The organism is Glaesserella sp. (assembly GCF_041814905.1).
Lineage (GTDB): Bacteria > Pseudomonadota > Gammaproteobacteria > Enterobacterales > Pasteurellaceae > Glaesserella.
On sequence record NZ_JBGXYA010000021.1, the window covers coordinates 50,529 to 75,746 of the forward strand.

Sequence of the window (25,218 nt, forward strand, 5' to 3'; positions counted from 1 at the left end):
TGGAATGGCAAACTTTTTAACTCAATTATGCGAGAGAGTTCACAAAATTATTTTATTTATTAAATTAAATGGGTAAAAATCAATCATTTTGAAAATTTGCAAAAAATGAACGAAAAAAGACCGCTTGTAACAGGTATTTATAATGAATAAACCAACAAATTATCAATGGATCAATAACAATTCAACATTAGCTGAGATGTGTCTGCGTTCTCGCCAACAGTCGGTTATTGCACTAGACACCGAGTTCGTCCGTACTCGTTCCTATTATCCCAAATTAGGGTTGATCCAACTTTTTGACGGAAAAGAAAGTTATTTAATTGACCCTTTATCTATCACGGATTTTTCCCCTTTTATTGCGTTATTAGCCGATAAAAAGGTGTTAAAAGTGCTGCATGCCTGCGGTGAGGATTTGGAGGTTTTTCAACACTATTTTCAACAATTACCGGAACCGATGTTAGATACTCAAATCATGGCAGGATTTGCAGGAGTGGGCGTTTCGCTTGGATTTGCTAAACTGGTTGCGTACTTTTTGCACATTGAATTAGACAAAGGTGCATCACGTACGGATTGGCTTGCCCGCCCGTTGACTGAAACGCAGCTACAATATGCGATTGCCGATGTATGGTATTTGTTACCTGTTTATCACAAACTCGCGGAATTATTAGCTTCGACGCCTTGGCAAGAGGCGGTAGAGCAAGAATGTGCTGCCTTATTAACCAAAAAATGTATCGAAGAAGATCCGGATAAAGCTTATAAAGAAATCAGCAATGCATGGGCGTTAAATCCACAACAATTAGCCGTGCTAAAAGTACTGGCTAAATGGCGATTAGAAGAAGCCAAAAAACGTGACTTGGCATTAAATTTTATTGTTAAGGAGCAAAGCTTATGGCAATTAGCTAAAATTCAACCGAAACACACATCCGCATTATTAGATTTTATGCATCCGAACGAAGTGAGGATTCATGGGAAAAAACTACTTTGGTTGGTAGAACAAGGTAGGGCTACAGAGGCGAATAATTATCCCGAACCTATTACTCGTTTAATTGACGAACCGGGTTATAAACAGTCACTAAAAGTATTACAGAAAAAAATTACTGAAATTCAACCGATTGGTTTAGAGACAGAGCTTCTCGCAAGTAAACGGCAGTTAAATCAGTTATTTTTATGGCATAAAAAGGGGGAAGACTCAAACCGATTGCCGGAATTACTATTAGGTTGGCGAGCTGAATTTGGACAGCAATTATTGAATAGTTGCTTAAAACCTTATGATAAATAGTTTACAAGCGGTCTTTTTGAATAAAATTTTTGCAAAAAGTAATAATTACAACGATTTAGAGAACTATTTTTAATAGACAATAGTCTAAGAAGCGCTTTTACCATTTATGAGTCGGTAAAGCATTCAACAAACGAGGTAACTATGAAATTTACAGTTGGAAAAATCGTTCTTATTACAACAATGTGTATTTCGCTCACCGCTTGTGTGGGTGATAGATCGGATCGTCGAGTGGCAACAGGCGCAGCCATTGGTGCCGCGACCGGTTATGTATTAAGTGACGGTGATACCGCTATAACTCTTGGTAGTGCTGCGCTTGGCGGTTTATTAGGTAATCAATACGATAAACATAGAGAACGTAGTTCAAATCGTGATTACGATGATGACCGAGGAGACAGAGAAGAATATCGAGACAAGTATGCTAGACAGCATAAAGGAAAGCATAAACCTAGATATAAACATGATGACGATTAAACAGTGAATTTATATTAAAGCGGCAAAAATTGCCGCTTTTTTATTTGACTAAACAAATTAAAGAGACAACGTCACGCTTTGATTGGTTAGAGAATGTTATTGTTCTTTCATCCTTAAGTAAAAAAGAATAATTGAATTATTAAGTGTTGCTGAAATATTTATTATTGCTGGATTTACTTTAAACATATCGAAAAATGATGGTTGATAAAACGGTTTTATGACTTGTTTTTGTTTCTTGAATTAATTTCGCATAACGTAGATTATGTTAAATAAAATAGTGAAATGTGCAAAAAATCAAACTTTAGCTATTTTTCCCTTCTTTCATTTTAGATAAGAATTTATTTTCAATGGTTAAAAGTGTATCCTAATGCTGTGCCACGTTTACTTTTAAACGTGTTCTTTTTTCTTATCAATAGGTGTTTCGTCTATGTCAAAAAATCTTATCCTTATTCTTAACTGTGGTAGCTCATCATTAAAATTTGCTATCTTAGACCCTGTTACCGGCGATGAAAAATTATCTGGTTTAGCTGAAGCATTTCATCTTGATGATGCTCGGATTAAATGGAAGCTACATGGTGAAAAAGGTAATGCTGATTTAGGTGCTGGTGCTGCACATAGTGAAGCATTAAATTTTATGGCTAATCATATTTTTACATTAGACCCATCGTTAAAAGAAAGCATTGGTGCAATTGGTCACCGAATTGTTCATGGTGGTGAAAAATTTACGTCTTCTGCGGTAATTACAGATGAAGTTATCAAAGGTATTGAATATGCTGTGCAATTCGCACCACTACACAACCCTGCTCACTTAATCGGTATTCAAGAAGCATTCCGAATTTTCCCTGAACTGAAAGAACGCAATGTGGCAGTATTTGATACTGCATTCCACCAAACTATGCCGGAAGAAGCATACTTATATGCTCTACCGTACTCTTTATATAAAGAACATGGTGTTCGCCGTTACGGTGCACACGGTACAAGCCATTATTATGTTAGCCGTGAAGTGGCGAAACAATTAAATATTGCAGAAAATAAAATCAATGTGATTACTTGTCATTTAGGTAACGGTGCCTCTGTCGCAGTTATCCGTGACGGTAAATGTATTGATACATCTATGGGGCTAACGCCTTTAGAAGGTCTTGTGATGGGAACTCGTTCCGGTGACTTAGATCCTGCAATTATCTTCTATATGTATGATACTTTAGGTATGAGTATGCAAGAAATTAACACTACTCTAACTAAAAAATCAGGTCTGCTTGGTTTAACGGAAGTTACCAGCGATTGCCGTTATTCAGAAGAAAACTATGCTAAGAAAACCGAGGCAAAACGTGCATTGGATGTATTCTGCTACCGTTTAGCGAAATATATTGGTTCTTATATGGCAGCACTCGGCGATGATCATCTTGATGCAATTGTCTTCACCGGCGGTATCGGTGAAAACTCCGCACCTGTTCGCGAGTTAACTTTAAAACATTTAAAATTATTCGGTATTAAAGTTGATCAAGAGAGAAATCTTGCTGCTCGTTTTGGTGGTGAAGGTGAAATTACTGCGGATGATTCAGCATTTCATGCTTATGTCATTCCGACTAATGAAGAGCTTGTCATTGCACAAGATACTGCTCGCTTAGCGTTATAATACCAAAACCTGCCAATCGGCAGGTTTTATCATTTACTTGAAAGCGAGTTTGTGATTTGCAAAAAAACATCCGAATCCGACCGCTTGCTTATTAATTTTGGAAGCACATTATGTCTAGAACAATAATTCTTATCCCAATTAGTACCGGTGTTGGTTTAACTAGTGTGAGCTTAGGTCTAGTTCATTCTCTAGAGCAAAAAGGAGCCAAAGTCGGGTTCCTAAAACCGATTGCTCAGCCTATCAGTGGTGAAGATACGTTAGACCGCTCAACTACGATTATCCGTGCATCTCAATCAACCGAAGTCGGTGATCCGATTATGTTAAGCGTTGCAGAAGCATTGATCAGCCAAAATCAAACGGATGTATTACTTGAAAGAGTTGTTGAAGCCCATCAACAGCTTTCTAAAAATTGTGATATTACAATCATTGAAGGTTTAATCCCAACACGTAAAAATTCTTACGCAAACAGCATTAATTACGAAATTGCACAAACCTTAGATGCAGAAATTATTCTGGTCGCTGCACCGGCTGCAGATTCGCCGGCGCAATTAAAAGAGCGCGTCGATGCGGCAGCTTCTCAATTTGGCGGTCGTGATAACCCTAATCTACTTGGCACAATCATTAATAAATTCAATGCACCGGTTGATGATTCAGGACGTACTCGTCCGGATTTAACCGAAATTTTTGATTCATTCCAACACAGTGCGAATAACATCATTGAAGTTGAAAATCTGTTCAAAAAAGGTCCTATCAAACTGTTGGCTTGCATTCCTTGGAAATCGGATTTAATCGCAACACGTGTAATTGATTTGGTGAAACACTTAGGGGCCGCAATTATTAACGAAGGTGATGTAGCGAAGCGCCGTATCCGCTCTATTACATTCTGTGCTCGTAGCTTGCCAAACATGGTAGAACATTTTAAAGCCGGTAGCTTATTGGTTACTTCTGCAGATCGTCCCGATGTCATAGTCGCGGCTGCGTTAGCCTCAATGAATGGTGTTGAACTTGGTGCTGTGTTGTTAACCGGTGGATATAAAATTGATAACCAAATTATGAAGCTTTGTCAGCATGCATTTGGTACCGGTTTACCGATTTTTCGTATTGAAGGTAATACATGGCAAACAGCATTAAGCTTACAAAGTTTTAGCCTTGAAGTACCGGTAGACGATAAAGAGCGTATTGAAGCCATTAAACAGTATGTTTCCGATCAATTTGATGCCGGTTTTATCGAAGGTATTTCAAAAGGTGCGGTGCGGGCACGCCGTTTATCTCCGGCAGCATTCCGTTACCAATTAACCGAACTGGCTCGTGCTGCGAAAAAACGTATTGTACTTCCGGAAGGCGATGAGCCACGTACGATTAAAGCGGCAGTATTATGTGCAGAACGTGGTATTGCGGAATGTATTTTGCTTGCCAATCCTGCCGAAGTACAACGTATTGCTGAAGTGCAAGGTGTCAAATTAGGCCCGGGCATTACGATTATCAATCCGAAAGATGTTCGTGAAAATTACGTTGAACGTTTAGTAGAGTTACGTAAAAACAAAGGTATGACGGAAGTCGTTGCTCGTGAACAGTTATTAGATAACGTTGTTCTCGGTACTATGATGTTAGAAGCTAACGAAGTAGACGGACTCGTTTCCGGCGCGGTGCATACAACAGCAAATACGATTCGCCCACCAATGCAAATCATTAAAACCGCACCGGGTAACTCCATTATTTCTTCAGTATTCTTCATGTTATTACCAGATCAAGTTCTTGTTTATGGTGACTGTGCGGTTAATCCTGATCCTAATGCAGAACAATTAGCTGAAATCGCCATTCAATCTGCGGATTCAGCCAAATCCTTCGGTGTCGATCCGCGCGTTGCAATGATCTCCTACTCTACCGGTACGTCAGGAAGCGGTGCGGATGTAGAAAAAGTCGCGGAAGCAACCCGTATTGCGAAAGAAAAGCGTCCGGATCTCATCATTGATGGGCCATTACAGTACGATGCTGCAATTATGGAAGATGTAGCACGTTCTAAGGCACCGAACTCCCCTGTTGCCGGTAAAGCTACGGTATTTATCTTCCCGGATCTGAATACCGGTAATACGACTTATAAAGCGGTGCAGCGTTCTGCAGATTTAGTTTCAATCGGTCCAATGCTTCAAGGTATGCGTAAACCGGTTAACGACCTGTCTCGCGGTGCGTTAGTTGATGATATTGTCTACACCATTGCATTAACGGCAATTCAAGCAACACAATAAATAATCACCTAATCAATAAAAAGCCCTCGAATCACGAGGGCTTTTTTACTTTATAAAAATCCAATCGAAATACCACCTAATATCACCACTAACCATACAGGGATATTCCAATAGACTAATGCACTGAATGCCAATAGTACAAACGAGAAATCACGCGGAGTAAATACGGCACTTGTCCAGACCGGATCGTATAACGCAGCGAGAAGTAATCCGACAACTGCTGCATTAATTCCTTGTAATGCAGTTTGAATATAGTTATTTTTTTGTAACTGAGACCAAAACGGAAGTACTCCGGCAATTAATAAAAAGGATGGGATAAAAATAGCAATGAGCGCAATCATTCCACCGAAAATACCATTGGGTGGAGAGACTGCAACAGAACCAAGAAAAGCCGCAAAGGTGAATAACGGTCCCGGTACTGCTTGAGCAGCTCCGTAGCCCGCTAAAAACGTATCATGACTGACCAAACCGGTTGACACAATTTCTGTTTTCAGTAGTGGTAAAACAACGTGTCCCCCACCAAAAACAAGTGAACCTGCACGATAAAAACTATCGTTCATCATCCAAAATTGACTGGACGACACAGAATGGATATAAGGCAAGACCATTAACAGCATTGCAAATATAATAAGCCAAATAGCCCCGGAACGGCGACTGATTGAAACACTAAAAGCTGAATTATCACTTTTTAAGCTATTTTTAAACAGAATAACCCCGAGAATACCGGCAATGACAATAACAACAGGTTGAATCCAAATTTGTGGAACAAGCGATACGATAACGGCTGCAATTATCATAATGCTTACTTTTTGAATACCTTGACACAATTTTGTTGCCATTGTCCAAACAGCCTGTGCAACGACGGCTACTGCTACAATTTTTAGTCCGTGTAAAACCTGTGCAGATAATATTTCGGAATAATTTTGAATACCTAATGCAAAAAGAATCAGCATAATTGCAGAAGGCAGCGTAAATCCGACCCAAGCAAGAAAAGCACCTAAATACCCTGCTTTTGACAGTCCGATAGCCATTCCTACTTGGCTACTCGCAGGTCCCGGTAAGAATTGACAGAGTGCAACAAGATCAGCATAAGCTTGTTCGGAATACCACCCTCTTTTTTTGACGAATTCTTCATGAAAATACGCCAAATGTGCAACCGGTCCACCAAAAGAAGTAAAGCCTAAACGTAGAAAAATCAGGAAAATATGTAATGGCGTGACGGATTTCATATTTAACTCCATTTCATACCCGAGGTGAGTTTATATAAAGGCGCAATATAAAAGCAGTCGATCTCGCCTCAAAATTTGCAAATTTTAAGACGAAACTGACCGCTTGTATTAACTTATTTATTCCCCGAACCCTTTTAATCCGACAACGTGAACGTACTCTTGATTGTTGGCGATTTTACGTACCAGTTTATAGGTTGTACCACGTTCTGGACTTATATTCTCCGGTGCGGCGATAAGCAGTTGCATATCTAAACGTTCGCAAAGTTCAAAGAGCGTATTGATTGACATCGCATCTAAACGTGCGGCTTCGTCTAGGAATAGCAAACGACACGGCAGGATATCTTTGGCACGTAGGCGACGAGATTCTTCTTCCCAGCTTTGCACCACCATGAGTAAGATCGACATACCGGTACCGATAGCTTCACCCGTTGAAAGCGAGCTACTTTCCGCACGCATCCAACCGTCAGCACCACGAAAGGTTTCTACTTCCAAATCTAAATAATTACGATAATCCAGCAACTCTTCTCCAATGGTTTGCGGTGTGCGTTGCCCCATTTCGATATGCGGGTTCACACGTTTATACAACATGGCTAAGGCTTCCGAGAAGCTGAGTTTTTGGTTCTCGAATAAATCAGAGTGTTGATCACGCTCGCTTGATAATGCATTGAGTAAAATCGCGTGGGTGTCACGAATATTCACAACCAAACGTACCCCTTTCACCTGACCGAAGGCGATATTTTGTAGTCCTTGGTTGAGTTGTAGTATACGGTTTTGCTCGCGCTGAATGGTTTTTCGCAAGATATTCGCGACGCTTTCCGAGCTGATGGCTAATTTTTTCTCACGTGAAGTGAGTTCATTGGTTAAACGCGAAAGCTCAATTTCCATTTGTTCGATAGCATCGATCGGATCATCTGTTTTGATAATATCTTGACGAATGCGCTCACGCAAATGTTGATAAACCGAGATAAAAAATGCAATTTTATTCTCTGGCTTGCGGCTGTCTTCCGATGCCCGTAGGCTGTCTCGCAGATATTCATTATCTGCTACAGCTTGACGCAATGCACCCAGTGCTTTGTCCGAAATGGAACGTAATTCTTCCGCAGTTTGATAAGCTAATTCACGGCGATTTAAGCGTTTTTCTACATCACTGTTGCGAGAAAGTTTTAACACCAAACACCAACTTACCTTCGCTTGTACCACGATTTCACGTTGTGCTTTGTATTCCCGTTCTGCTTTACGCAATGCTTTTCCAAGATTGTCCGCTTCTGCTTCAATGACCGCTAATTGTTTGTCAATATAGCTCTTGCGGGTGCGGTGCTGATTTAAACGTTGTTGTAACTCATCACGGCGGATACGGGCGCGTTCCTCTGCCCCACTATCGTTACGAATACCGTATTCATCCATTTCTCGCACAAGCTCTTGTAACATCTGGTTTTTCGCATCATAAGAACTGCGTAAGGATGTAAATACTTGATTATATTGTGTTAATTGAGTTTGTGCTTGGCGTAACAGTTCGCGCGCTTGTTCACGTTCACGCTGTGCATTTTCTAAACGTTGACGAAGTTGTTCATTCAATGCAGAGCCTTCCGCGCCAATGGTTTCTTTGTAGCTAAAGTGCAAACGGCGGTTCATGACATCGGCCAAACTGAACACTTTTTGTTGTAACAATTTTTGTTGTTCCACAGCGCGTTTATAGTTTTCTTGGAGCTGATCAAACTGGGTTGGATCGCTCTTCAATGCCGCTGCAATCGGCTCAAGTTGAGCTAAGAAATTGCCGTATTGACGGATGAACTGCTCATCTTCTTGAGCCTCTAATAACTGCTCTCGGCACTCTTCTACACGGTCTAGTAAAGTTTCATCTGCCAGTACATTTAATTGTGGCAAGACTTTGTTCAACAGTTGTAACTGCACCTTGCTATTATCTAACTGGTGGCGAAGTTGTTGCTCTTGCCCGTTTGCTTGGTTTAAATCACGTTCAATTTCCGTGCGCTGCTGGGCAATCGCTTGCATAGTCACTTCCGGATCCGGCTGAAATGCAAGAGCTAAATGCGTACCGACGAATTGGCTAAGATGTTGATGTAAACGCTGACATTTTTGCACGTCAAAAGCACGTTCCGCGTGTTTTTCGGCAGTTTCATCACGCTCAGCATTGAGTTTTTCAAGCTGTTTCTCACGGGATGCTCGTCCGAACACAGCAAATTCAGAAAATTTAGAGTAACGCCATTGACGATCAGAAAGTTGAACTACCACGCCGTCTTTGAACTCTTCCGACAGGAATACGTTATCGTCAAAGGCGTTCGGATCACCTTCAATCAAATAAAGATTATCAGGACAATCATCTAACTGTGATAGCTGTGATTTCACGGCTTCCAAATCACGTACCACAATGGCATGGCGGGCCTCCCCATATAAAGCTGAGAAGTATGGCGCATCTTCAAGCGATACGTCATCATACAATTCTGAAATTAATACGCCGCCGAATTTTTCTGCAAGATGATTTAAGCGAATATCTTCAGCTCCGTCCGGTTGACTTAGGCGAGAGATCTGTTCATCCAATAGCTGTTCACGACGGGCCAGTTCATCACGTTCAAGCGTAGCTTCACGCTCTTTGCTCAACATGGTTTGCATAAACAGCATCACGGCTTGACTGGCTTCAAATGTTTCACCGCACTGCTCTTGTAGGCGAATAAGTGCGGACTGTGCCGTATGCCATGCCGGAGCATTTTGAGCAAGCTGCTGATATTGTTGATTCAATTGTTCGCGCTGTTGACGTTGAGTTGAACGCACTTCAACAAACTGAGCAAGCTCCGATTCTAAATCTTCAAGTCGGGCTTGTTGCTCTTCGTAGTAAGCTTCAAGTTCTTCGGCATTGGCTAAATCCGTTTGAGCTTTTTGATTAAATTCTGCTAATAATCGTTCGGCATTTCGCTGTTGGTGCAAACGTTGTTCTAATTCTGCAAGTTTTTGGCGTAAAGCCACCGCTTGTTGAGCTTGAGATTTTTGATTCGGGTAAGCGGAAAGCAATTTACGGGCGTCATCCCACGCTTGCAAGCGGTCCGTTTCACCGACAATTTTGCAAACAAGCTCATACGCTTTATCAAATTGACTTTTCGCCATATCCGATACTGATAAGCGTTGTTCAAGATCGAATACACGGTCGGTCATTTCATCTGCTTGGGCTGAAAATTCTGCGTGGTAATCTTCGACATTATGTAAATCTAAATGAGCTAATCCACTTAATTGTTTTGCTTTTTCTAAGGCGTTGATCGCTTGTTGGTATTGCAGTGCGCGAGTTTGCTGTGCATCGAGTGCTTGTTGGTAATCAGCCATTTGTGAACGCAGTTCTTCAACCACGTCTTCGGCTTCATCCGCACGGGATTGAGCCTGTTCGACACGTTCCGTGACTTCCTCCAACGCCATTTGTTGCTCTTCAAGTTTTTCGTTTAGCTCATCCACTTCATCTTGATAGCGTTCCATTTTTTCTTGATGACGAACAGCATTCATCACCAAATTGAGATGATCGGTCGCACTATTATATTCTGCCTCTAATCCACCCTCATTTTGTTCAAGATCATGCATTTCACGGCTTAATTCAACAATACGTTGCTGTTCAAGCTCGATTTTTGATTTGGTTTGATACCACTCTTGACGTTTTTCAATTGCATTTTGCACGTTGCCGCGACGCTCGTTTGCATGGCGCATATAATCTGCCGATACATAGTTGGTCGATTCAGTGATCAACTTTTTGAACATATCACGGTCAGACTGGGTTACTTTAATCGCTTCAAGGGTCATTCGATTTTCACGCAATGCGGATTCCATATCTTGGAAGGCTTGGCGCACACCGAGATTCTCCGGCAGCAAGTAGTCACGTAGAGATTTAGTGATAACACTTGAGATACCACCGTAAAGAGATGCTTCGATTAATTTATAAAATTTGCTACGGTCAGATGATGAACGAAGGCGTTTCGGAATAATGCCCAGATCAAATAAGAAACCGTGATAATCGGTGATGGAATGATATTGTTTGAACTGAACGTCACTTCCGTCAAACTTATCTTTCAGATCGTTTAACGGCAGAACACGGGCGTTTTTTTCACCGACCTGTTCCGTTAAAATACTAATGATCGATTGATTAAAATCGATATTTTGGATAGAAAATGAACGGATGTCGACTTTTTTATCGCGTCCTGCAATCTGTTGCAAACGCACCCCGGTAATCACTCGTTGCTTGCGTGAGTTTTCACTTTCAAGCACCGCATAACAAACACCCGCTTTTAATTTACCGTATAAACCTTTATCACGCGAGCTGGAGGTTGAGCCGGCTTCGGTTGTATTTCGGAAGTTAATTAGGCTGAGATCGGGTATTAACGCAGTAACAAAACCTGCCATCGTGGTCGATTTACCCGCTCCGTTACCGCCCGAAAGGGTTGTGACTAATTCGTCCAAATCAAAAGTACGGGCAAAAAAACCGTTCCAGTTGATGAGGGTCAGCGAGCGAAATTTACCACGCTCAACGCTGTCAGAGCGTTTCGCTAATGGTGCGGTTACATTGTCTTGTTGCGAAATGAAATCCGTGTTGTTCATTAGGATTTTTCCTTTGGGTTATCTGTTTGTTCTTTCGTTATTTCTAGTTAAGCATTCGTTCTACCCTTTAAGGTAGTAAAGTTACTCTTCGCTTTGTTCTAATACTTCTTCATCGGAATCTAATTCTGCAATTTCTTGCTCCGAATCGACCGCTTGTTCGTTGAGTAAAGCCGGATTCGTCGCTTCACCGTCACGAATTAAGCGTAATTGTGCTTCACGCGGATCGTCTCCTGTGCGTACATCTGCACCAAATCGGAATACCGATTCAGAAATGACAAATTTTTTACTGTTTTGGTCACCCATGCGGGTAATAATACCGATACGCTGTAAACGGCGTAATGCACCACCGACTTTTTCAGCAAGTTTGGCTTTATCTAAGTCTGAACCTGTTGAACGCGGGTTAACCGCTTTAAGTAATTTTGTTTCATCGGCAAGGTTAAGAAGCTCTTCATAAACATCATCAAAACTGAAAATACCTTGTTGGGCCAAACGCTCCGGACTCAAATAGAGATAACACAATACTTTACCGACTAACATTTCCATTTCACTCATGGCACTACGGGCAATCAACGTCGTTGCTTTCGGACGTAAATAGAAAAAACCTTCCGGAGCACGGATTAATTCAACATGATAACGGCGGTAGAATTGCTCTAATTCTGCTTGGAAATCCATTAAAAACGCATGTTCGTCAAGGGCTTCTAAACTGATATGTCGCCCTGCACGCAACTGACTGTCAAGCTGCGGAAAAATCGGATTAGCAATCGCAAGGACTAATTTCGTTGGGATAAGATCTTGGTTGTCTGTCATTGTATTTTCTCTTAATTATGCCGGCACGAGCGTCTCGTTCGAGCTATAAATTCATTCAAATATTGTTATTTTTTGCCACTCATTGATCTAACGATTATAGCGGTCAATTACATTCGCCTGAACTTCGGCGCCTTTCTCGTTAATTGGTTGCCATTCCGGATAAATAGCGCGGGTATCTTGACTTGCCATTCCCAGTTTAACGGCTTGATCCACAATTATGCGAGCAACGTCAAAATGACGCGATTCCGGATATTTTGCAAGCTGTTCGCGTAAAATAGCACCAAGATCGAGCGGTTTATCTTGTTCACGGAACGGGGCAAGTTGTGCCTGCATAATTGCAATAATCTGCTCTTGTACTTCGCTCATTGATTCAAATTCCAGTTCGTTTGGTAATTCGCCAACAGCTTCCGCTTCATTAAATTCAGTTTCGTCATCCCGTAAATCGACTAACGGATCCGCTTTGGCAATATAAAGTTGCCATGGCGCATCAAAATAGCTTTGAATAGATTGGCGCAAACGTTGACCGAATACACGGTTTTTATCCATATCAATGGCGGTACGAATAAATTTATGAACATGGCGGTCGTAGCCGATCCAAAGGTCAATGGCTTGTTGTCCCCAACTGATAATGCGGTCGAGCTTGTTTTGGAGATTAACGACAAGTTGATCAACGAAATCTAAATCCTCACGCCCAATTAAGCAACTTTGAATACGCAGTAATTGAGCCTGAAGCTTATCGCCGGCAGCATTTAATGTATCCTGTAATTCGCGCAAATTGCCTGATGTTTCATCTAATAATTGCTGACAAGTGGCTATTGCTTCGTGCCAATTTTGATTTAATAAGCTTGCGATGCGTTCACGAATTTGCTGCTGATTTTCGTCCATCATGCGTTGCGAAAGATCAATGCTATCGAAAATCTCGGCGACGGAGTATTTCAACGGACCGAATACTTGAGTACGCCAAAAACGTTCGTCACCGTCTTCTTCAGCTGACGCGGAGGCTCGTTGAATTTCTTCGGCAACAATGGAAAGCTGGATAGAAAGACGCAATGTGGAGAATTCGCGTTGACGAACATAATAATCTGAAACACCGACGCCAAGCGGAGTTAAACGATAAATGGCCAAACCTTCGGTAAATTCACTGCTGAAGCGGTTTAAAAAACGCTGTTTAACAAGGTCATTCACAGCGTTATTGGCACGCTGAGCCAAGGTCGCATCCGATTGTTCGAACGTACTGGAAACATGGCGGAACAGATCATGTAAATCGGTTTCGAGCAATTCGCCGTCCATTCTTTCATTGTTATACAATGAAATGGCTAATAAAAAAGCGAGGCGATCGGTAGAAAGCGAGAGTGAAAATTCACGATCTCTTGTCCACGAAATAAGTTCTGGAAGTGTTTGTGCCAATTCGTTTTGCATAGGCGGCTTAAATCACAGTTTAATATGTTAAAAAATAGTGTGTATTGTAACCTATGCGAGAGGAAATGGGAAAGACAAGCGGTCAGTTTTGCGTGATTTTCTGCATAATCCTATTGATTTTGCGTGAATTTGCAAAATAATGCAGGAAACTGACCGCTTGTCTCTTTCAAATTTTGTTGAGAAGTTGCTCAATCATTAATAAGGCAATATCCGTTTGGCTGACTCGCTCGATCATTTCAAGCCCCGGGCTGGCATTGACTTCCAACACCATTAACCCCTGATTAGACCTAATCATATCCACTCCAGCAACATCCAAACCTAACAGCTGGGTTGCGGCTACAGCCATTTGTTGTTCTTGCTCGCTCAAATGAATATTTACAGCGGAGCCTCCACGATGAATATTTGCGCGAAATTCGTCGCCGTTACCTAAGCGTGCCATTGTTGCGACGACTCTGTCACCAATTACAAAAGCACGAATGTCCTGCCCTTTCGATTCCGCAATAAATTGCTGTTGTAAGGTTTGAATATCTGCATTTTTTAAGGTTTCCAACAAGCTGACAGTACTACTTTTATTTTCACTTAACATTACCCCGATACCTTGCGAACCGGATAATGTTTTGATCACGACAGGCAAATTAAATTGCGTCAAACCAGCTGCCGTCGAATATAAATTACCGCTGAGAACCGTTATGGGAATTGGGATGCCGTGTGCATTCAAACGCTGTAAACTTTGCCATTTGTCACGTGCTAAGGCGACACTCTCCGCACCATTAAGTACCGCCGTACCTTGCAATTCGAAATGACGTAAAACGCGACAACCCATTTCTGTACTTGACGTGCCGAAACGCGGTAAGACACCGTCATATTGGTTGATTTTTATCGGTTCAGGTCGTTGTTTATCGTAGCTTTCACCTTCATGATAATAAAATTGAAATTGCCCTTGTTCCAAACGCAATAAAAAGCGGTTCGGATCAAAGATATCTAATCGGCATCCTTTTGATTCGGCAGCTTGAACTAAACGTTGACAACTATATAAACGCGATTCACGACATAGCATTAATAATTTCATTTTTTGAGAAAACCTTGTTGTTGGAAATACCCCAAAATATGCGGCCGAACCGGTGCATTCAGCACTTTTTTAATGTTGTCCTGCCAATTTAAACGTAAACCTGCACGCTTTTCATAGTAAGCGGTCAGTTCTTGATTATATTTTGCAAGTTCATCGTAATCTAACGGAGTATAACCGTTTTCATAACACATCAATGCTTGCGGTAGACGAGGTTTTAGAAGCGGATCTTGTGCGGGGTATCCTAAGCAAATCCCCACTAACGGAATCACTGATTCAGGCAAATTTAATACATCGGACACGGTTTGAATATTATTGCGTAATGCGCCGATAAATACCCCGCCTAATCCGAGAGATTCAGCTGCTAACAAGACATTTTGTGCCATAATTCCGCTATCGACCGCACCTATAATACTGACTTCAGCCCAATCGATTTGTGCTCCCGGACTAAGCTGTTTATGTTTATTAAAGTCGATACAGAATAGTAAAAATTCGGCACATTCAGTGATGTAAGTCATTCCGGAAGCGTCACGCAGACATTCACGAATTTTCTGATCGGTCACCCTAATGATCGAAACACATTGTAAGTTATTTGAGGTTGACGCGCGTCTGCCTGCATCAATTAGCGAGCTGAGTATTTCGCTTGAAATCGGTTGAGATGTAAATTTACGAATAGAACGATGGGATAAAATCGTTTCTAGAGTGGGTTTACTTTGCATTTTATTTACCTGTCGACAAAAGAAAAATCCTTCAAATATTACTCTTTGAAGGATTTATGCTCAAGGTTTTGTTATAGCCGTTCAAGGTAATTTTTACCGCCCAAGTTTTGTACTTGACGCATAATCCATCGTTGACGTTTGCGCATGGTAGAATTCGGTTTATCTACCTTATAAATTAATGGATTCGGTAATGATGCGGCGAGTAACGCCGATTCTTGTAAAGTTAATTTGCTTGCTGTTTTTTTGAAATAATGTTGAGCGGCAGCTTCTACTCCAAAAATACCCTCGCCAAATTCAGCAATATTTAAATAAACTTCTAAAACCCGCTGTTTGCTCCATACGGTTTCCACTAAAAAAGCCAAAGGCAGTTCAATCGCCTTTCTCACCCAACTGGTGCCGTGCCAAAGATAAAGATTTTTAACGGTTTGCTGTGTGATGGTTGAGGCTCCTCGCGGTTTCTTATTGGTTGAAGCGTTACGTTTTAACGCTGCTTCAATTGCATTAAAATCCACCCCGAAGTGAGAATCGAATTTTTGGTCTTCTCCGGCAATCACTGCCATTTGCATTTGCCAAGAAATATTATCAATACTAACCCAATCATATTGAATATCGTAGCTATCCCATGTCATCAGGTGTGCGGCTTTTTGCTGTAGCATGTAAGCGGAAAACGGAACCGGTACGACACTAAAAATCAAAGTAAGCGAGAGATAAAATGTCGTAAAAGCGGTAATGAGACGAGAGGAAAAAAAGCAAATCCATCCTCTAATCGAACGAATTTTTTTCGGGATAAAAAAGGCAAAACATTTTTTGAGTAAGCGACAACTTTTTGCGATAAAGAAATTACGTTTCACCATTCAGTTTTTCACCTACCCATTTTAATGTCTCCGAATCAACGGTTTTCAACATATTAGAACCTCGCGTAATGGTTGCCGCACTAGTATTAAGTTGTTGTTGAATTTCACGTTGTGAAAGTCGGTTATCCAATAATGCGCGAATAATCTGTACACGTAACCCTAAGGCACTGCGTTCGTCAGGCGTTAAAAACATAGATAAAAGCGCTTCAGTTTTATCTTCGGCGACAGCTTGCTTCAACAATTCCAAAACATGTTGCCATTCTTGCGGATCGCGCTGATTATAAAGAGATTTCATAGGCATTTAGGTATCAGTAGATAAGACAAGCGGTGAGATTAGCAAAATTTTTTGCAAAACTCACCGCTTTTATCCAATTATTTTTGCTTTTTATCGCTGCGTTGGTCGTCTAACTCAGCACCTTTAGGTACAGTAAATTTGAATATATCGTTGGATAAATTCATTGTAGTGATATTCCGTAGCACATACAGGTTGCTTTGTCCGTCACGTTCAATAGTACTGAAACCTTTCAATAAACCGTTTGCATCAATTCGGACATCAAACTGTTTTATACCACTTTTTTTCGATTTCGGTTTCAAAACAAAAGTATCGGTATTTTGCTGAACATCATATTGATCCCAATGACTTTTATCGCTGCTGGTTAATAGTACAAAAGGCGTATCGTTTACCGCATCTTTGACCCAATTAGCCGTGACTTGCGATACAAATGGATCATAGAACCATAATGTTTCACCATCGGATACGATAATATTCTCTTGCGGAGTTTTTGTATCCATTCTGAACAGATTAGGACGTTTTACCTGAAACTTACCCTGCCCTTTCTGTATTTCTTTTCCTTTACTTGAACGAACCGTTTGCTCAAAATCCGCACTATATTGGCTAACCTGCTCTAATCGTTTTTGTAGCTCCGCAACAGATTGCGCATCTGCAAAAGCAAATGATGTCACAGAAAATAAAGTTAAGCTCAATAGTGATTTTTTTAATAAATGTTTCATTGGTTATCCTTTTAAGTCCCAAATGGTGCCTGTTTGACAATTCACATAATAAAAGTTCAGTAGCGAGAGGATATCGTGATTAAAAACGGATACCCGTTCCAACGCCAAAACCGAATCCGACACCGTTAGAGCCACCGCTTGCCCCAACGCCTACACTGCATCCGACGATGAGAAGCGCACATAGACACAAAACGATTTTTTTCATTTTTTGTTTCCTTTAAAAACTATTGTAGTATGTGTAAATCTAATGCAGTATTCTACCCTTTATTCGTTGTTTAAACTAACGTAAAACGAGGATTATATGAAGATTTTGCGTAAATTTCCCCTTTTGCTTATGCTGGCTACCGCGACCGCAGCGGATGCCGCGATATTGGATATCAGTGAAAACCAAATTAATCACTATATCGAAACACGGCTAGCCGAAAAAGTGCCGTTAAAAGATCGTGTCGGTGTTTCCGGCCTATTTGAATTGGATTATCACCTTTATAATTTAACGACCAAAATCGGACAAACGGAAGAACAACGCGTGGAAATTGCCGGTGATGTTGACGGACTACTTAAATTAAAAGGTAAACAATATCAGGCAAAAATTCAGCTAAATATGGATACGGTACCTTATTATGATCCCGAAAAAGGTGCGCTGTTTCTAAAAGACGTTAGATTGATCAATTGGACGGCAACACCGGAAAAGTATCAGCGTGAACTACAAATGTTTATGCCATTAGTCGCAGACGGTGTAGCGAGTGTGCTAAATAATACACCTGTTTATACCCTAGATGAAAGCAAGCCTCAAGAGGCAATGATGAAACGATTCGGAAAAAAAATCATCGTGGAAAAAGGATTGATTCGTTTAGAAACATCACTTTTTTAAACCAACAATAAAATAGTTAAATAAAAAGCCCACTAAACGTGGGCTTTTACATCTTTACAACAGCTAATGTTATTATAAGTTATTAAGCTGTTGATACATTTTTTCTAGGCGTTTTTCTCGTCTATCGTCTTCAATCCACCAAACAATAGGAAATGTCGCTGCTACCATTGCAAGCATCCATAACCAGCCATTTTCCATAATGATTGTGAGTAGTAAAAACAAAAGTAAACCTAGAAAAAAGGTACCAAAAACTTTTAGCTTGTTTGTCAATGTTTCCATTTTATTTGTCTCCTGTAAAAATATGTTTGTAAGATATAGTAAATTTATTTAAGTTACAACTGTTGTTTAGCTCCATTTATGTAAATTTAGTTTATTTGGTTATTAATTGAGCAATGTGGCGCAATTCGATGGATTTTTGCTAAATTGCCCGCATATTTTTTAGTTCAGAGGAAGAAAAAGCCAAAATCTGTAGTGTTACTTCATAAAATGACCATAAACTTCCCTTATAAACAGATAACATGGAGTAAAACTTAAAAATTTTGTGATCTATGTCGAAATTCTTAACATTGCTTATTGTAGATTTTACATTTCTGACTAAAATTTACTCCAAATTTTTACTATACCGTAAGGAGAATTAATCAATGGAAATAGGTACCGTAAAATGGTTTAACAATGCAAAAGGTTTCGGATTCATCACTTCAGATATTTTTGACGGTGATATTTTTGCTCACTTTTCTGCAATTGAAGGCGAAGGCTACCGTTCATTAAAAATGGGGCAAAAAGTACAATTCGAATTTACGAATGGAGATAAAGGCGCTTCAGCATCCCGTATTATTCCGATTGTTGAATAGCTTTTTACTCTTACTTAGGGAAACAAGCGGTTGGATTTATAAAGAATTTTACAAATCCAACCGTTTTTTTATTTTATAAACGAGCCCTTCTCTGTTTTGTGCTAAACTGTCACGGCTTTAAAATACGAGAGAAAGATATGAAAAAAATTGAACGCTTATTTGCGAATAATCATGCTTGGGCTAATCAAATGAAAGACGAGCAATCGGATTATTTCAAACAACTTGCAGAGCATCAAAAACCAAGCTATTTATGGATAGGCTGTTCTGATAGTCGAGTGCCCGCGGAAAAGTTAACCGGCTTGGAACCAGGAGAGCTGTTTGTACATCGTAATGTCGCCAATTTAGTGATTCATACTGATTTAAACTGCTTGTCCGTAGTGCAATATGCGGTAGATGTCTTGGATATTGAGCATATCATTATTTGCGGTCATACAAATTGTGGTGGGATTAAAGCCGCTATCGGCACCGAGGATTATGGTTTAATTAATAACTGGTTACTGCATATCCGTGATTTATGGTTTAAACACAGCCATTTGTTAGGGAAGTTAACGGCGGATCAACGTGCGGATATGCTGGTGCGCTTAAATGTAGCAGAACAAGTTTATAATTTAGGTCGATCTTCTATTGTCAAAGCCGCTTGGGCAAAAGGGAAAAAACTCTCTTTACACGGTTGGGTGTATGACGTTAACGATGGTTTCTTAAATGATCAAGGTGTAATCGCAACCAGCCGTGAGAGTCTTGAGATTACCTATCGCAATGCGATTGCAAAATTACTGACTGAAGCGGATGAAATTTGCGCCAATAATCAAGATTGCGGTGAAAACGAAGAAAATTTCAAAGATATTCTCTCCTCAACGAAAGGTTTCTAAAAATAACGGCACAAATTTTGATTAATCCGTGCCGTTTTTCTCTCTATAAAGCGAGCTAGTTTAGTTGTGCAAAGGCTTGTAATAAGTCGGCCTTAATATCTTCTACGTGTTCAAGCCCTACCGAAAAGCGTAACAGGTTATTTGTGATACCGCGAGCAATACGTTCGGCTTCCGGAATATCCATGTGGGTTTGAGTTGAGGGGTAAGTAATAAAACTTTCCGTTCCGCCTAAACTTTCTGCAAAAGTAATCATCTTGATCGCTTTTAAGAATTTCGGCACCCACTCTTCTTTCTTCAGACGGAATGACAACATTCCGCTTTTACCGGAATACAGCACACTATCAATTTCCGGTCGTTGTCTTAAAAATTCAGCAATTTCCGTTGCATTCGATTGATGACGTTCCATACGTAACGCAAGGGTTTTTAAACCACGGATGATCAAATAAGAATCAAACGGAGATAATACCGCTCCGGCGCCGTTTTGGATATAAAACAGGCGATCACACAATGCCTGACCTTTTGCCACAATCAAACCTGCCAACACATCATTGTGTCCTGATAAATATTTGGTTGCACTGTGAAAAACAATATCTGCACCTAATGCAAGCGGGCGGAATAATACAGGAGTCAAGAAAGTATTATCCACAATGAGCATTAAATTATGTTTTTTGGCAATCGTTGATATTGCGGCGACATCGCACTCCTCCATTAACGGATTAGACGGTGTTTCAACCAAAATCGCTTTGGTATTCGGCGTAATGGCACGTTCAATTGCATGAACGTCCGCCGTATTCACATAAACGGGTTTCACCGTGTGATTGTTTTTGTAGCAGAAATCTAACAGACGGTAGGTTCCGCCATAAACATCGCTGGAAACAATCCACTCATCCGGCGCTTTAAATAACGACATAATCAGTTGAATCGCCGCCATGCCCGATGCGCAGGCAAAACCGGCATCGCCGCCTTCTAAATCGGCAATCCCCTGCTCTAATACCGCACGTGTCGGGTTTTTTGTGCGGGTATAATCGTAACCCGTTGATTCTCCTAAGCCGTCACGACCATAGGCGGTAGATAAAATAATCGGGGTTGCAACCGCACCTGTACGCGGATCGCTACGGTTACCAAGCTGAACCAATGTAGTTTCAATATTATTGAATTTAGTCATAATTATCCTTTTTTGCAAAATTTGTTGTATTTCCGACCGCTTGTTATAGGTTGTTTAAGTCCAATACGTCCGTCATATCAAACAGACCATGCTGTTTGGTTTGAAGCCATTTGGCTGCACGTACGGCGCCGTTGGCAAAAGTCATTCGACTTGACGCTTTATGCGCAATTTCGACGCGTTCACCTTCATCGGCGAACCAAACACTATGTTCGCCTACCACGTCACCGGCACGAATGGTGGCAAAACCGATCTCATCACGTTTACGTTCGCCTGTTATGCCTTCACGGGCAAAAACACCGTGAGTTTTTAGATCGCGCCCTAAAGTTTTTGCAATATGCTCCCCCATTGACAATGCGGTACCTGATGGTGCATCGACTTTGTGGCGGTGGTGCGCTTCAATCACTTCAATATCACAATAATCACCCATGACTTTTGCCGCTTTTTCTAACAGCTTAAAAACTAAATTTACGCCGACACTGTAGTTTGATGCAAACACGATCGCAATTTTTTGCGCCGCAGTGTGAATAGCGTGTTTACCCGCATCATCAAAACCAGTGGTACCAATCACCATTTTTTTATTGTGGGTGACACAGTAGGTAATATGCTCTAGCGTACCTTCCGGTCGGGTGAAATCAATTAATAAATCAAAGTCCGCTTCAGCTAAATTATCTTTGACTGCAACGCCTAAATTGCCTACCCCCGCTAGCTCGCCGGCATCTGCACCGATTAATGAAGAACCTTTGCGTTCAAAAGCTGCAGATAATTCAACGCCTTGCGTATTGTTTACTGCTTGGATGAGTTGGCGGCCCATGCGTCCGCCCGCTCCGACTATACCGATTTTTAATGTCATGTTTGTTTCCTTAATTCTTTTAGTACAAGCGGTCAGATTCTACAAGAAATTTACAAATTTTAGAACCGCAAAGCATAAAAAACCCCGACTAGATGTATCGGGGTTTTCAGATATGCTATTAAGTCACGGAGCTTTGTTCGTTTTCTTTCGGTTCCTCTTCTATCGGTGGAATCGGGGCAAAATAGCCCACCAATAAAAGTAATACACCTACTGAAATAAAGGAAACGATACGTTCCACTCCGCCACTGTTACTTAATTCTACGAAGAATAATTTCAACACTACCAATCCGATCAAAGTTGCTCCCGCAAACCAGAGGTTCCGCCAACGGCGTTTGTTGCCAAATAGCATTAAGCTGATAGCACAGATTGTCCAAATTACGGAAAGCGTTGCTTGTAAGCCTAAAGATTTTAATAGTGTTGTGATTTGCCACTCAATACCGTCGTAATAATGCCACATTCTCATGGCAATAACGCTAATCAATGCAAAACAACCCAGCCCCATAACGACAATGACTTTACTTCGGTGATGGGACCATGGACCTAAGCTAGACCAACGTATCATCAAATAACCGTAAATAATCGTCATTAACTCCAGTGGATTGACGAGCGGAATATACGGCAGTGGTGAATTATCCGCATCGGATATCAGAGCAATCAACGTCCAAAGCATCAGAGCAATCATGGTTGGTAATAACCCGACACCTAAATAAGCGGGAACCAGTTGCCACTGTGCTACCGGTTTGTGTAATGCAATCACCGATGCCAATGCAACCAATGGTAAAATAGCAAACAAACATAACATCCATCCGTAATTTAGCCATTCGGCATTCAAAAACGCCCAGTCGATCAGAATCCATGACAGTAAAAGTAGAAACAGGTTAAAACCCATGCCGTGCCATAACCATATTAGGGTTTGATTAAGATGACGATGTTGCCAAATCAGTATGAAAATATGGAATGCAATAGCAAACAATACCCAATATCCGACAGTCATCGGTTCTTGTAGATGCAATAACACAAGCCATAAAGCGTAACTCCCCCAGATAGGTAAGAAACCCAACGTAAATAAACTGGCTTGTTGCCATTTTATTAACATTGCAAGTAATGCAATGATGATAAATGCCAATAAAAGATGCGGTAATAAATTCAACGGATAATTTAAATTGAAGAAATTCGCTTGATTCAAGGCGAAAACCAAAAAAATAAAGCCGAAAAACAAAACTCCACGTTCTGTGTATATTGATAACTGTTTAGCAATGTCGCCCATTTTATTTTTTGACAGCAACCAAGCAACCATTAAGTTTCCTGCTGCTAAAACAGTGTAGGTAAAGGGTGTTAATAATTCACTATTCCAAAGGAAAAGAGAGACATTTAACATGAATAGATATAATAATATCAATCCGCTTGCCACGACCAATAAAAGATTACGGAAATACCATTGCGCAAATCCACAAACAATGGCAACCGATATCATGGCATATATCGTATTATTCAATGATATGAGCCCATTGAAATAAGCTTTCACTAATTCAAAGACGGTAGAAAAAATCGTTAATCCTAATACCAATGCAGTTCCGTTTTTTTCCCAAACTGCCGATTCAACACAACGGAAATATTGCCAGAGCAAACAGATTATAATACCTGATAGTATGATAAACAGATGTTCGAAGTTCGCGACAAGTGAGAAAACAGATCCCCAAGCCAAAAGCCACAAACCTAAAGCAAATAAACGTACAAGCGGCTGTTTTTGTCGGATACCGAATCCATAAATTAAAGCTGCTTGTAATGACCACAATAATGCATTCCAAAGATTATCGGTAAAAAATGAGCCGATCGCCAACGTCATGAAAACTAACGATAATGCAAACAAGGCTTCCGCCACTATTTTTAAACGTTGTTGTTTATAAATAACATAGCCGAATAAGAGATAAAACAGCGAAAGCGCAACGGCAGACAGCATTCCGCCGAACTGCCAATGGTTAGTTATTGCAAATTGTAAGCCGAAAGTTCCTAATGCGCTGCCGAACAGTAATCCACTATCTAGCATATTGGTTTGATTCATATTTTTTAGCCATTGGCGCCACATTTCGTTAAATGAAGCATTATTATCTATATTCACATACGACAATAATTGCGCTTTTGCCCGTTTATCCGCAAAACGCCACACAACAAAGCTATAAAGCAACAAGAAATAAGCTAAAAAGCCTTGGCAAATCAGATACAACTCCGGCTGATAATGCGTTATTCCCCAACCGCTGGCCAATACGATAGTCCCCATCGCACCAATGACATTTAATAAACGCCAAGATTTAAACCAAGCCACAACCGCAACACCGGTATTTAATAACGCAAGATAGCTAAAAAGCACGATATAATTGCCGCTGCCGTCAGACAATAAAACCGGTGAGGCAAGTCCTCCAAGTAAAGCGATTTGAGCTAATACGGGTGAATTTTGAATAACCGCGAGTGCAATCATTAATGCAACCAATCCGATTTGTACAGCAAAAATGATTCCGACAGGGAGAAGATCGTGTAATCGAAAACTAGCTAATGAAGTCAAATATAAAATGGCAATCCCTAATCCTTGCAACGTTAATCCGTATTCGCGGCGGCGGTGACGTAACAGCCATCCTACCGTTCCACAAGCAACGCCGACTAACGCAACACTTATATAACGGGCTTCAATTGGGAATGTGAAATGTTCGGAAGCAAAACGCAGCAAAAATGCCAATCCTAAGAACAAAATAATGCCCCCGATCTTCAAAATCGGGTTTCCTTGCATTAACCAATTCCATAATATATTAGGTTTTTCGAGGGCTGCTTCACCTGAAACTTTTGGTGCTTTTCGGGTTTTCGGATTTTGCCATACCGAACGATTTAACTGTGCCTCAATTTGAGATTCCGGTTGGGAGGCTGAGGCAGGTAACTCCACATCAACCGCCTCAACAACAGGAGAAATAATTTCTGCCGTTGGCATTTCTTCTTGTATGGCATCCGGTTCATTTTTTGCAAAATTTTGCTCGAAACCGACCGCTTGTTCCGCTTGCTCCGAATGTCTAAGTTGTTTGATTTCCTGTTTCAGCGAGTGTAGTTCTTGCTCAAGACTTTCTATTCTCTCCAATACTTTCGAAGAAGATTTTTGCCATTCACTTACCACATAATATATAGCAATCGTAATAAGCGTAGCGATGATTGTTGCCTCAATAATCTCACCGACAAACATGATAGTGAAGCTATAAGTTAGCAAAAGCCAAATAATAAGATAGAAAACCCACATATATTCTCCTTATT

Annotated in this window: 21 protein-coding genes; 7 read left to right on the forward strand and 14 right to left on the reverse strand. The window is 40.7% G+C overall.

Features of this window, described 5'->3' with window-relative positions:
* The first annotated feature begins 142 nt into the window (after positions 1-142).
* The 4 genes from rnd (at position 143) to pta (ending at position 5,629) form a co-directional block, all read left to right on the forward strand.
* Positions 143-1,276 (forward strand): ribonuclease D, encoded by a 1,134-nt coding sequence (gene rnd, locus ACEYJ7_RS03290; protein ID WP_373777595.1) that lies wholly within the window; start codon positions 143-145, stop codon positions 1,274-1,276.
* 204 nt (positions 1,277-1,480) lie between these two features.
* On the forward strand, positions 1,481-1,747 hold the full coding sequence (locus tag ACEYJ7_RS03295) for a hypothetical protein (protein ID WP_373777596.1): 267 nt from the start codon (positions 1,481-1,483) through the stop codon (positions 1,745-1,747).
* Positions 1,748-2,174: 427 nt separating this feature from the next.
* Positions 2,175-3,383 carry an acetate kinase gene (locus ACEYJ7_RS03300; RefSeq protein ID WP_373777597.1) on the forward strand — a complete coding sequence of 403 codons (1,209 nt, stop codon included), beginning with the start codon at positions 2,175-2,177 and terminating at the stop codon, positions 3,381-3,383.
* Between the two features lie 110 nt (positions 3,384-3,493).
* Entirely contained in the window at positions 3,494-5,629 is a 2,136-nt protein-coding gene (gene pta / locus ACEYJ7_RS03305; protein WP_373777598.1) for a phosphate acetyltransferase, read from the forward strand.
* Between the two features lie 50 nt (positions 5,630-5,679).
* Here the strand turns inward: pta and chrA are convergent, their stop codons facing one another.
* The 10 genes from chrA to ACEYJ7_RS03355 all read right to left on the reverse strand — a co-directional run bounded on the left by chrA (position 5,680) and on the right by ACEYJ7_RS03355 (position 17,526).
* Entirely contained in the window at positions 5,680-6,858 is a 1,179-nt protein-coding gene (gene chrA, locus ACEYJ7_RS03310; RefSeq protein WP_373777599.1) for a chromate efflux transporter, read from the reverse strand.
* Positions 6,859-6,975: 117 nt separating this feature from the next.
* Positions 6,976-11,445, reverse strand: a complete 4,470-nt coding sequence (mukB, locus tag ACEYJ7_RS03315; RefSeq protein ID WP_373777600.1) for a chromosome partition protein MukB — start codon at positions 11,443-11,445, stop codon at positions 6,976-6,978.
* Between the two features lie 81 nt (positions 11,446-11,526).
* Positions 11,527-12,252 (reverse strand): chromosome partition protein MukE, encoded by a 726-nt coding sequence (mukE, locus tag ACEYJ7_RS03320; protein ID WP_373777601.1) that lies wholly within the window; start codon positions 12,250-12,252, stop codon positions 11,527-11,529.
* An 87-nt stretch (positions 12,253-12,339) separates the two neighbouring features.
* Positions 12,340-13,671 (reverse strand): chromosome partition protein MukF, encoded by a 1,332-nt coding sequence (gene mukF / locus ACEYJ7_RS03325; protein WP_373777602.1) that lies wholly within the window; start codon positions 13,669-13,671, stop codon positions 12,340-12,342.
* Between the two features lie 166 nt (positions 13,672-13,837).
* The gene (locus ACEYJ7_RS03330; protein ID WP_373777604.1) at positions 13,838-14,740 is read right to left on the reverse strand and encodes a RimK family alpha-L-glutamate ligase; all 903 of its coding nucleotides are present in this window, start codon (positions 14,738-14,740) and stop codon (positions 13,838-13,840) included.
* Entirely contained in the window at positions 14,737-15,456 is a 720-nt protein-coding gene (gene nfsA, locus ACEYJ7_RS03335; RefSeq protein WP_373777605.1) for an oxygen-insensitive NADPH nitroreductase, read from the reverse strand. Before nfsA ends, ACEYJ7_RS03330 begins: the two co-directional genes overlap by 4 nt.
* Before the next feature lie 71 nt (positions 15,457-15,527).
* Positions 15,528-16,310 carry a monofunctional biosynthetic peptidoglycan transglycosylase gene (mtgA, locus tag ACEYJ7_RS03340; protein WP_373777606.1) on the reverse strand — a complete coding sequence of 261 codons (783 nt, stop codon included), beginning with the start codon at positions 16,308-16,310 and terminating at the stop codon, positions 15,528-15,530.
* On the reverse strand, positions 16,297-16,605 hold the full coding sequence (trpR, locus tag ACEYJ7_RS03345) for a trp operon repressor (RefSeq protein WP_373777607.1): 309 nt from the start codon (positions 16,603-16,605) through the stop codon (positions 16,297-16,299). The genes mtgA and trpR overlap by 14 nt, the downstream gene beginning before the upstream one ends.
* Positions 16,606-16,682: 77 nt before the next feature.
* Positions 16,683-17,321, reverse strand: coding sequence for an outer membrane lipoprotein chaperone LolA (gene lolA / locus ACEYJ7_RS03350; protein WP_373777608.1), 639 nt, complete (start codon positions 17,319-17,321; stop codon positions 16,683-16,685).
* A 79-nt stretch (positions 17,322-17,400) separates the two neighbouring features.
* Entirely contained in the window at positions 17,401-17,526 is a 126-nt protein-coding gene (locus ACEYJ7_RS03355; protein ID WP_373777610.1) for a hypothetical protein, read from the reverse strand.
* 96 nt (positions 17,527-17,622) lie between these two features.
* On the opposite strand from ACEYJ7_RS03355, the gene ACEYJ7_RS03360 reads away from it, so the two are divergent.
* Entirely contained in the window at positions 17,623-18,192 is a 570-nt protein-coding gene (locus tag ACEYJ7_RS03360) for a DUF1439 domain-containing protein (protein WP_373777612.1), read from the forward strand.
* 72 nt (positions 18,193-18,264) lie between these two features.
* On the opposite strand, the gene ACEYJ7_RS03365 is transcribed toward ACEYJ7_RS03360, so the two are convergent.
* On the reverse strand, positions 18,265-18,471 hold the full coding sequence (locus tag ACEYJ7_RS03365; RefSeq protein ID WP_373777613.1) for a hypothetical protein: 207 nt from the start codon (positions 18,469-18,471) through the stop codon (positions 18,265-18,267).
* Positions 18,472-18,833: 362 nt separating this feature from the next.
* Between ACEYJ7_RS03365 and cspD the strand changes: the two genes are divergently transcribed.
* Positions 18,834-19,043, forward strand: coding sequence for a cold shock domain-containing protein CspD (gene cspD / locus ACEYJ7_RS03370; protein WP_373777615.1), 210 nt, complete (start codon positions 18,834-18,836; stop codon positions 19,041-19,043).
* Positions 19,044-19,180: 137 nt separating this feature from the next.
* Positions 19,181-19,912, forward strand: coding sequence for a carbonate dehydratase (can, locus tag ACEYJ7_RS03375; protein WP_373777616.1), 732 nt, complete (start codon positions 19,181-19,183; stop codon positions 19,910-19,912).
* A gap of 55 nt (positions 19,913-19,967) precedes the next feature.
* On the opposite strand, the gene ACEYJ7_RS03380 is transcribed toward can, so the two are convergent.
* The 3 genes from ACEYJ7_RS03380 to ACEYJ7_RS03390 all read right to left on the reverse strand — a co-directional run bounded on the left by ACEYJ7_RS03380 (position 19,968) and on the right by ACEYJ7_RS03390 (position 25,204).
* Positions 19,968-21,077 carry a methionine biosynthesis PLP-dependent protein gene (locus tag ACEYJ7_RS03380; protein WP_373777617.1) on the reverse strand — a complete coding sequence of 370 codons (1,110 nt, stop codon included), beginning with the start codon at positions 21,075-21,077 and terminating at the stop codon, positions 19,968-19,970.
* Between the two features lie 43 nt (positions 21,078-21,120).
* Entirely contained in the window at positions 21,121-21,927 is an 807-nt protein-coding gene (gene dapB / locus ACEYJ7_RS03385) for a 4-hydroxy-tetrahydrodipicolinate reductase (RefSeq protein ID WP_373777618.1), read from the reverse strand.
* A 118-nt stretch (positions 21,928-22,045) separates the two neighbouring features.
* Positions 22,046-25,204 (reverse strand): DUF2339 domain-containing protein, encoded by a 3,159-nt coding sequence (locus ACEYJ7_RS03390; protein ID WP_373777620.1) that lies wholly within the window; start codon positions 25,202-25,204, stop codon positions 22,046-22,048.
* Positions 25,205-25,218: the final 14 nt, after the last annotated feature.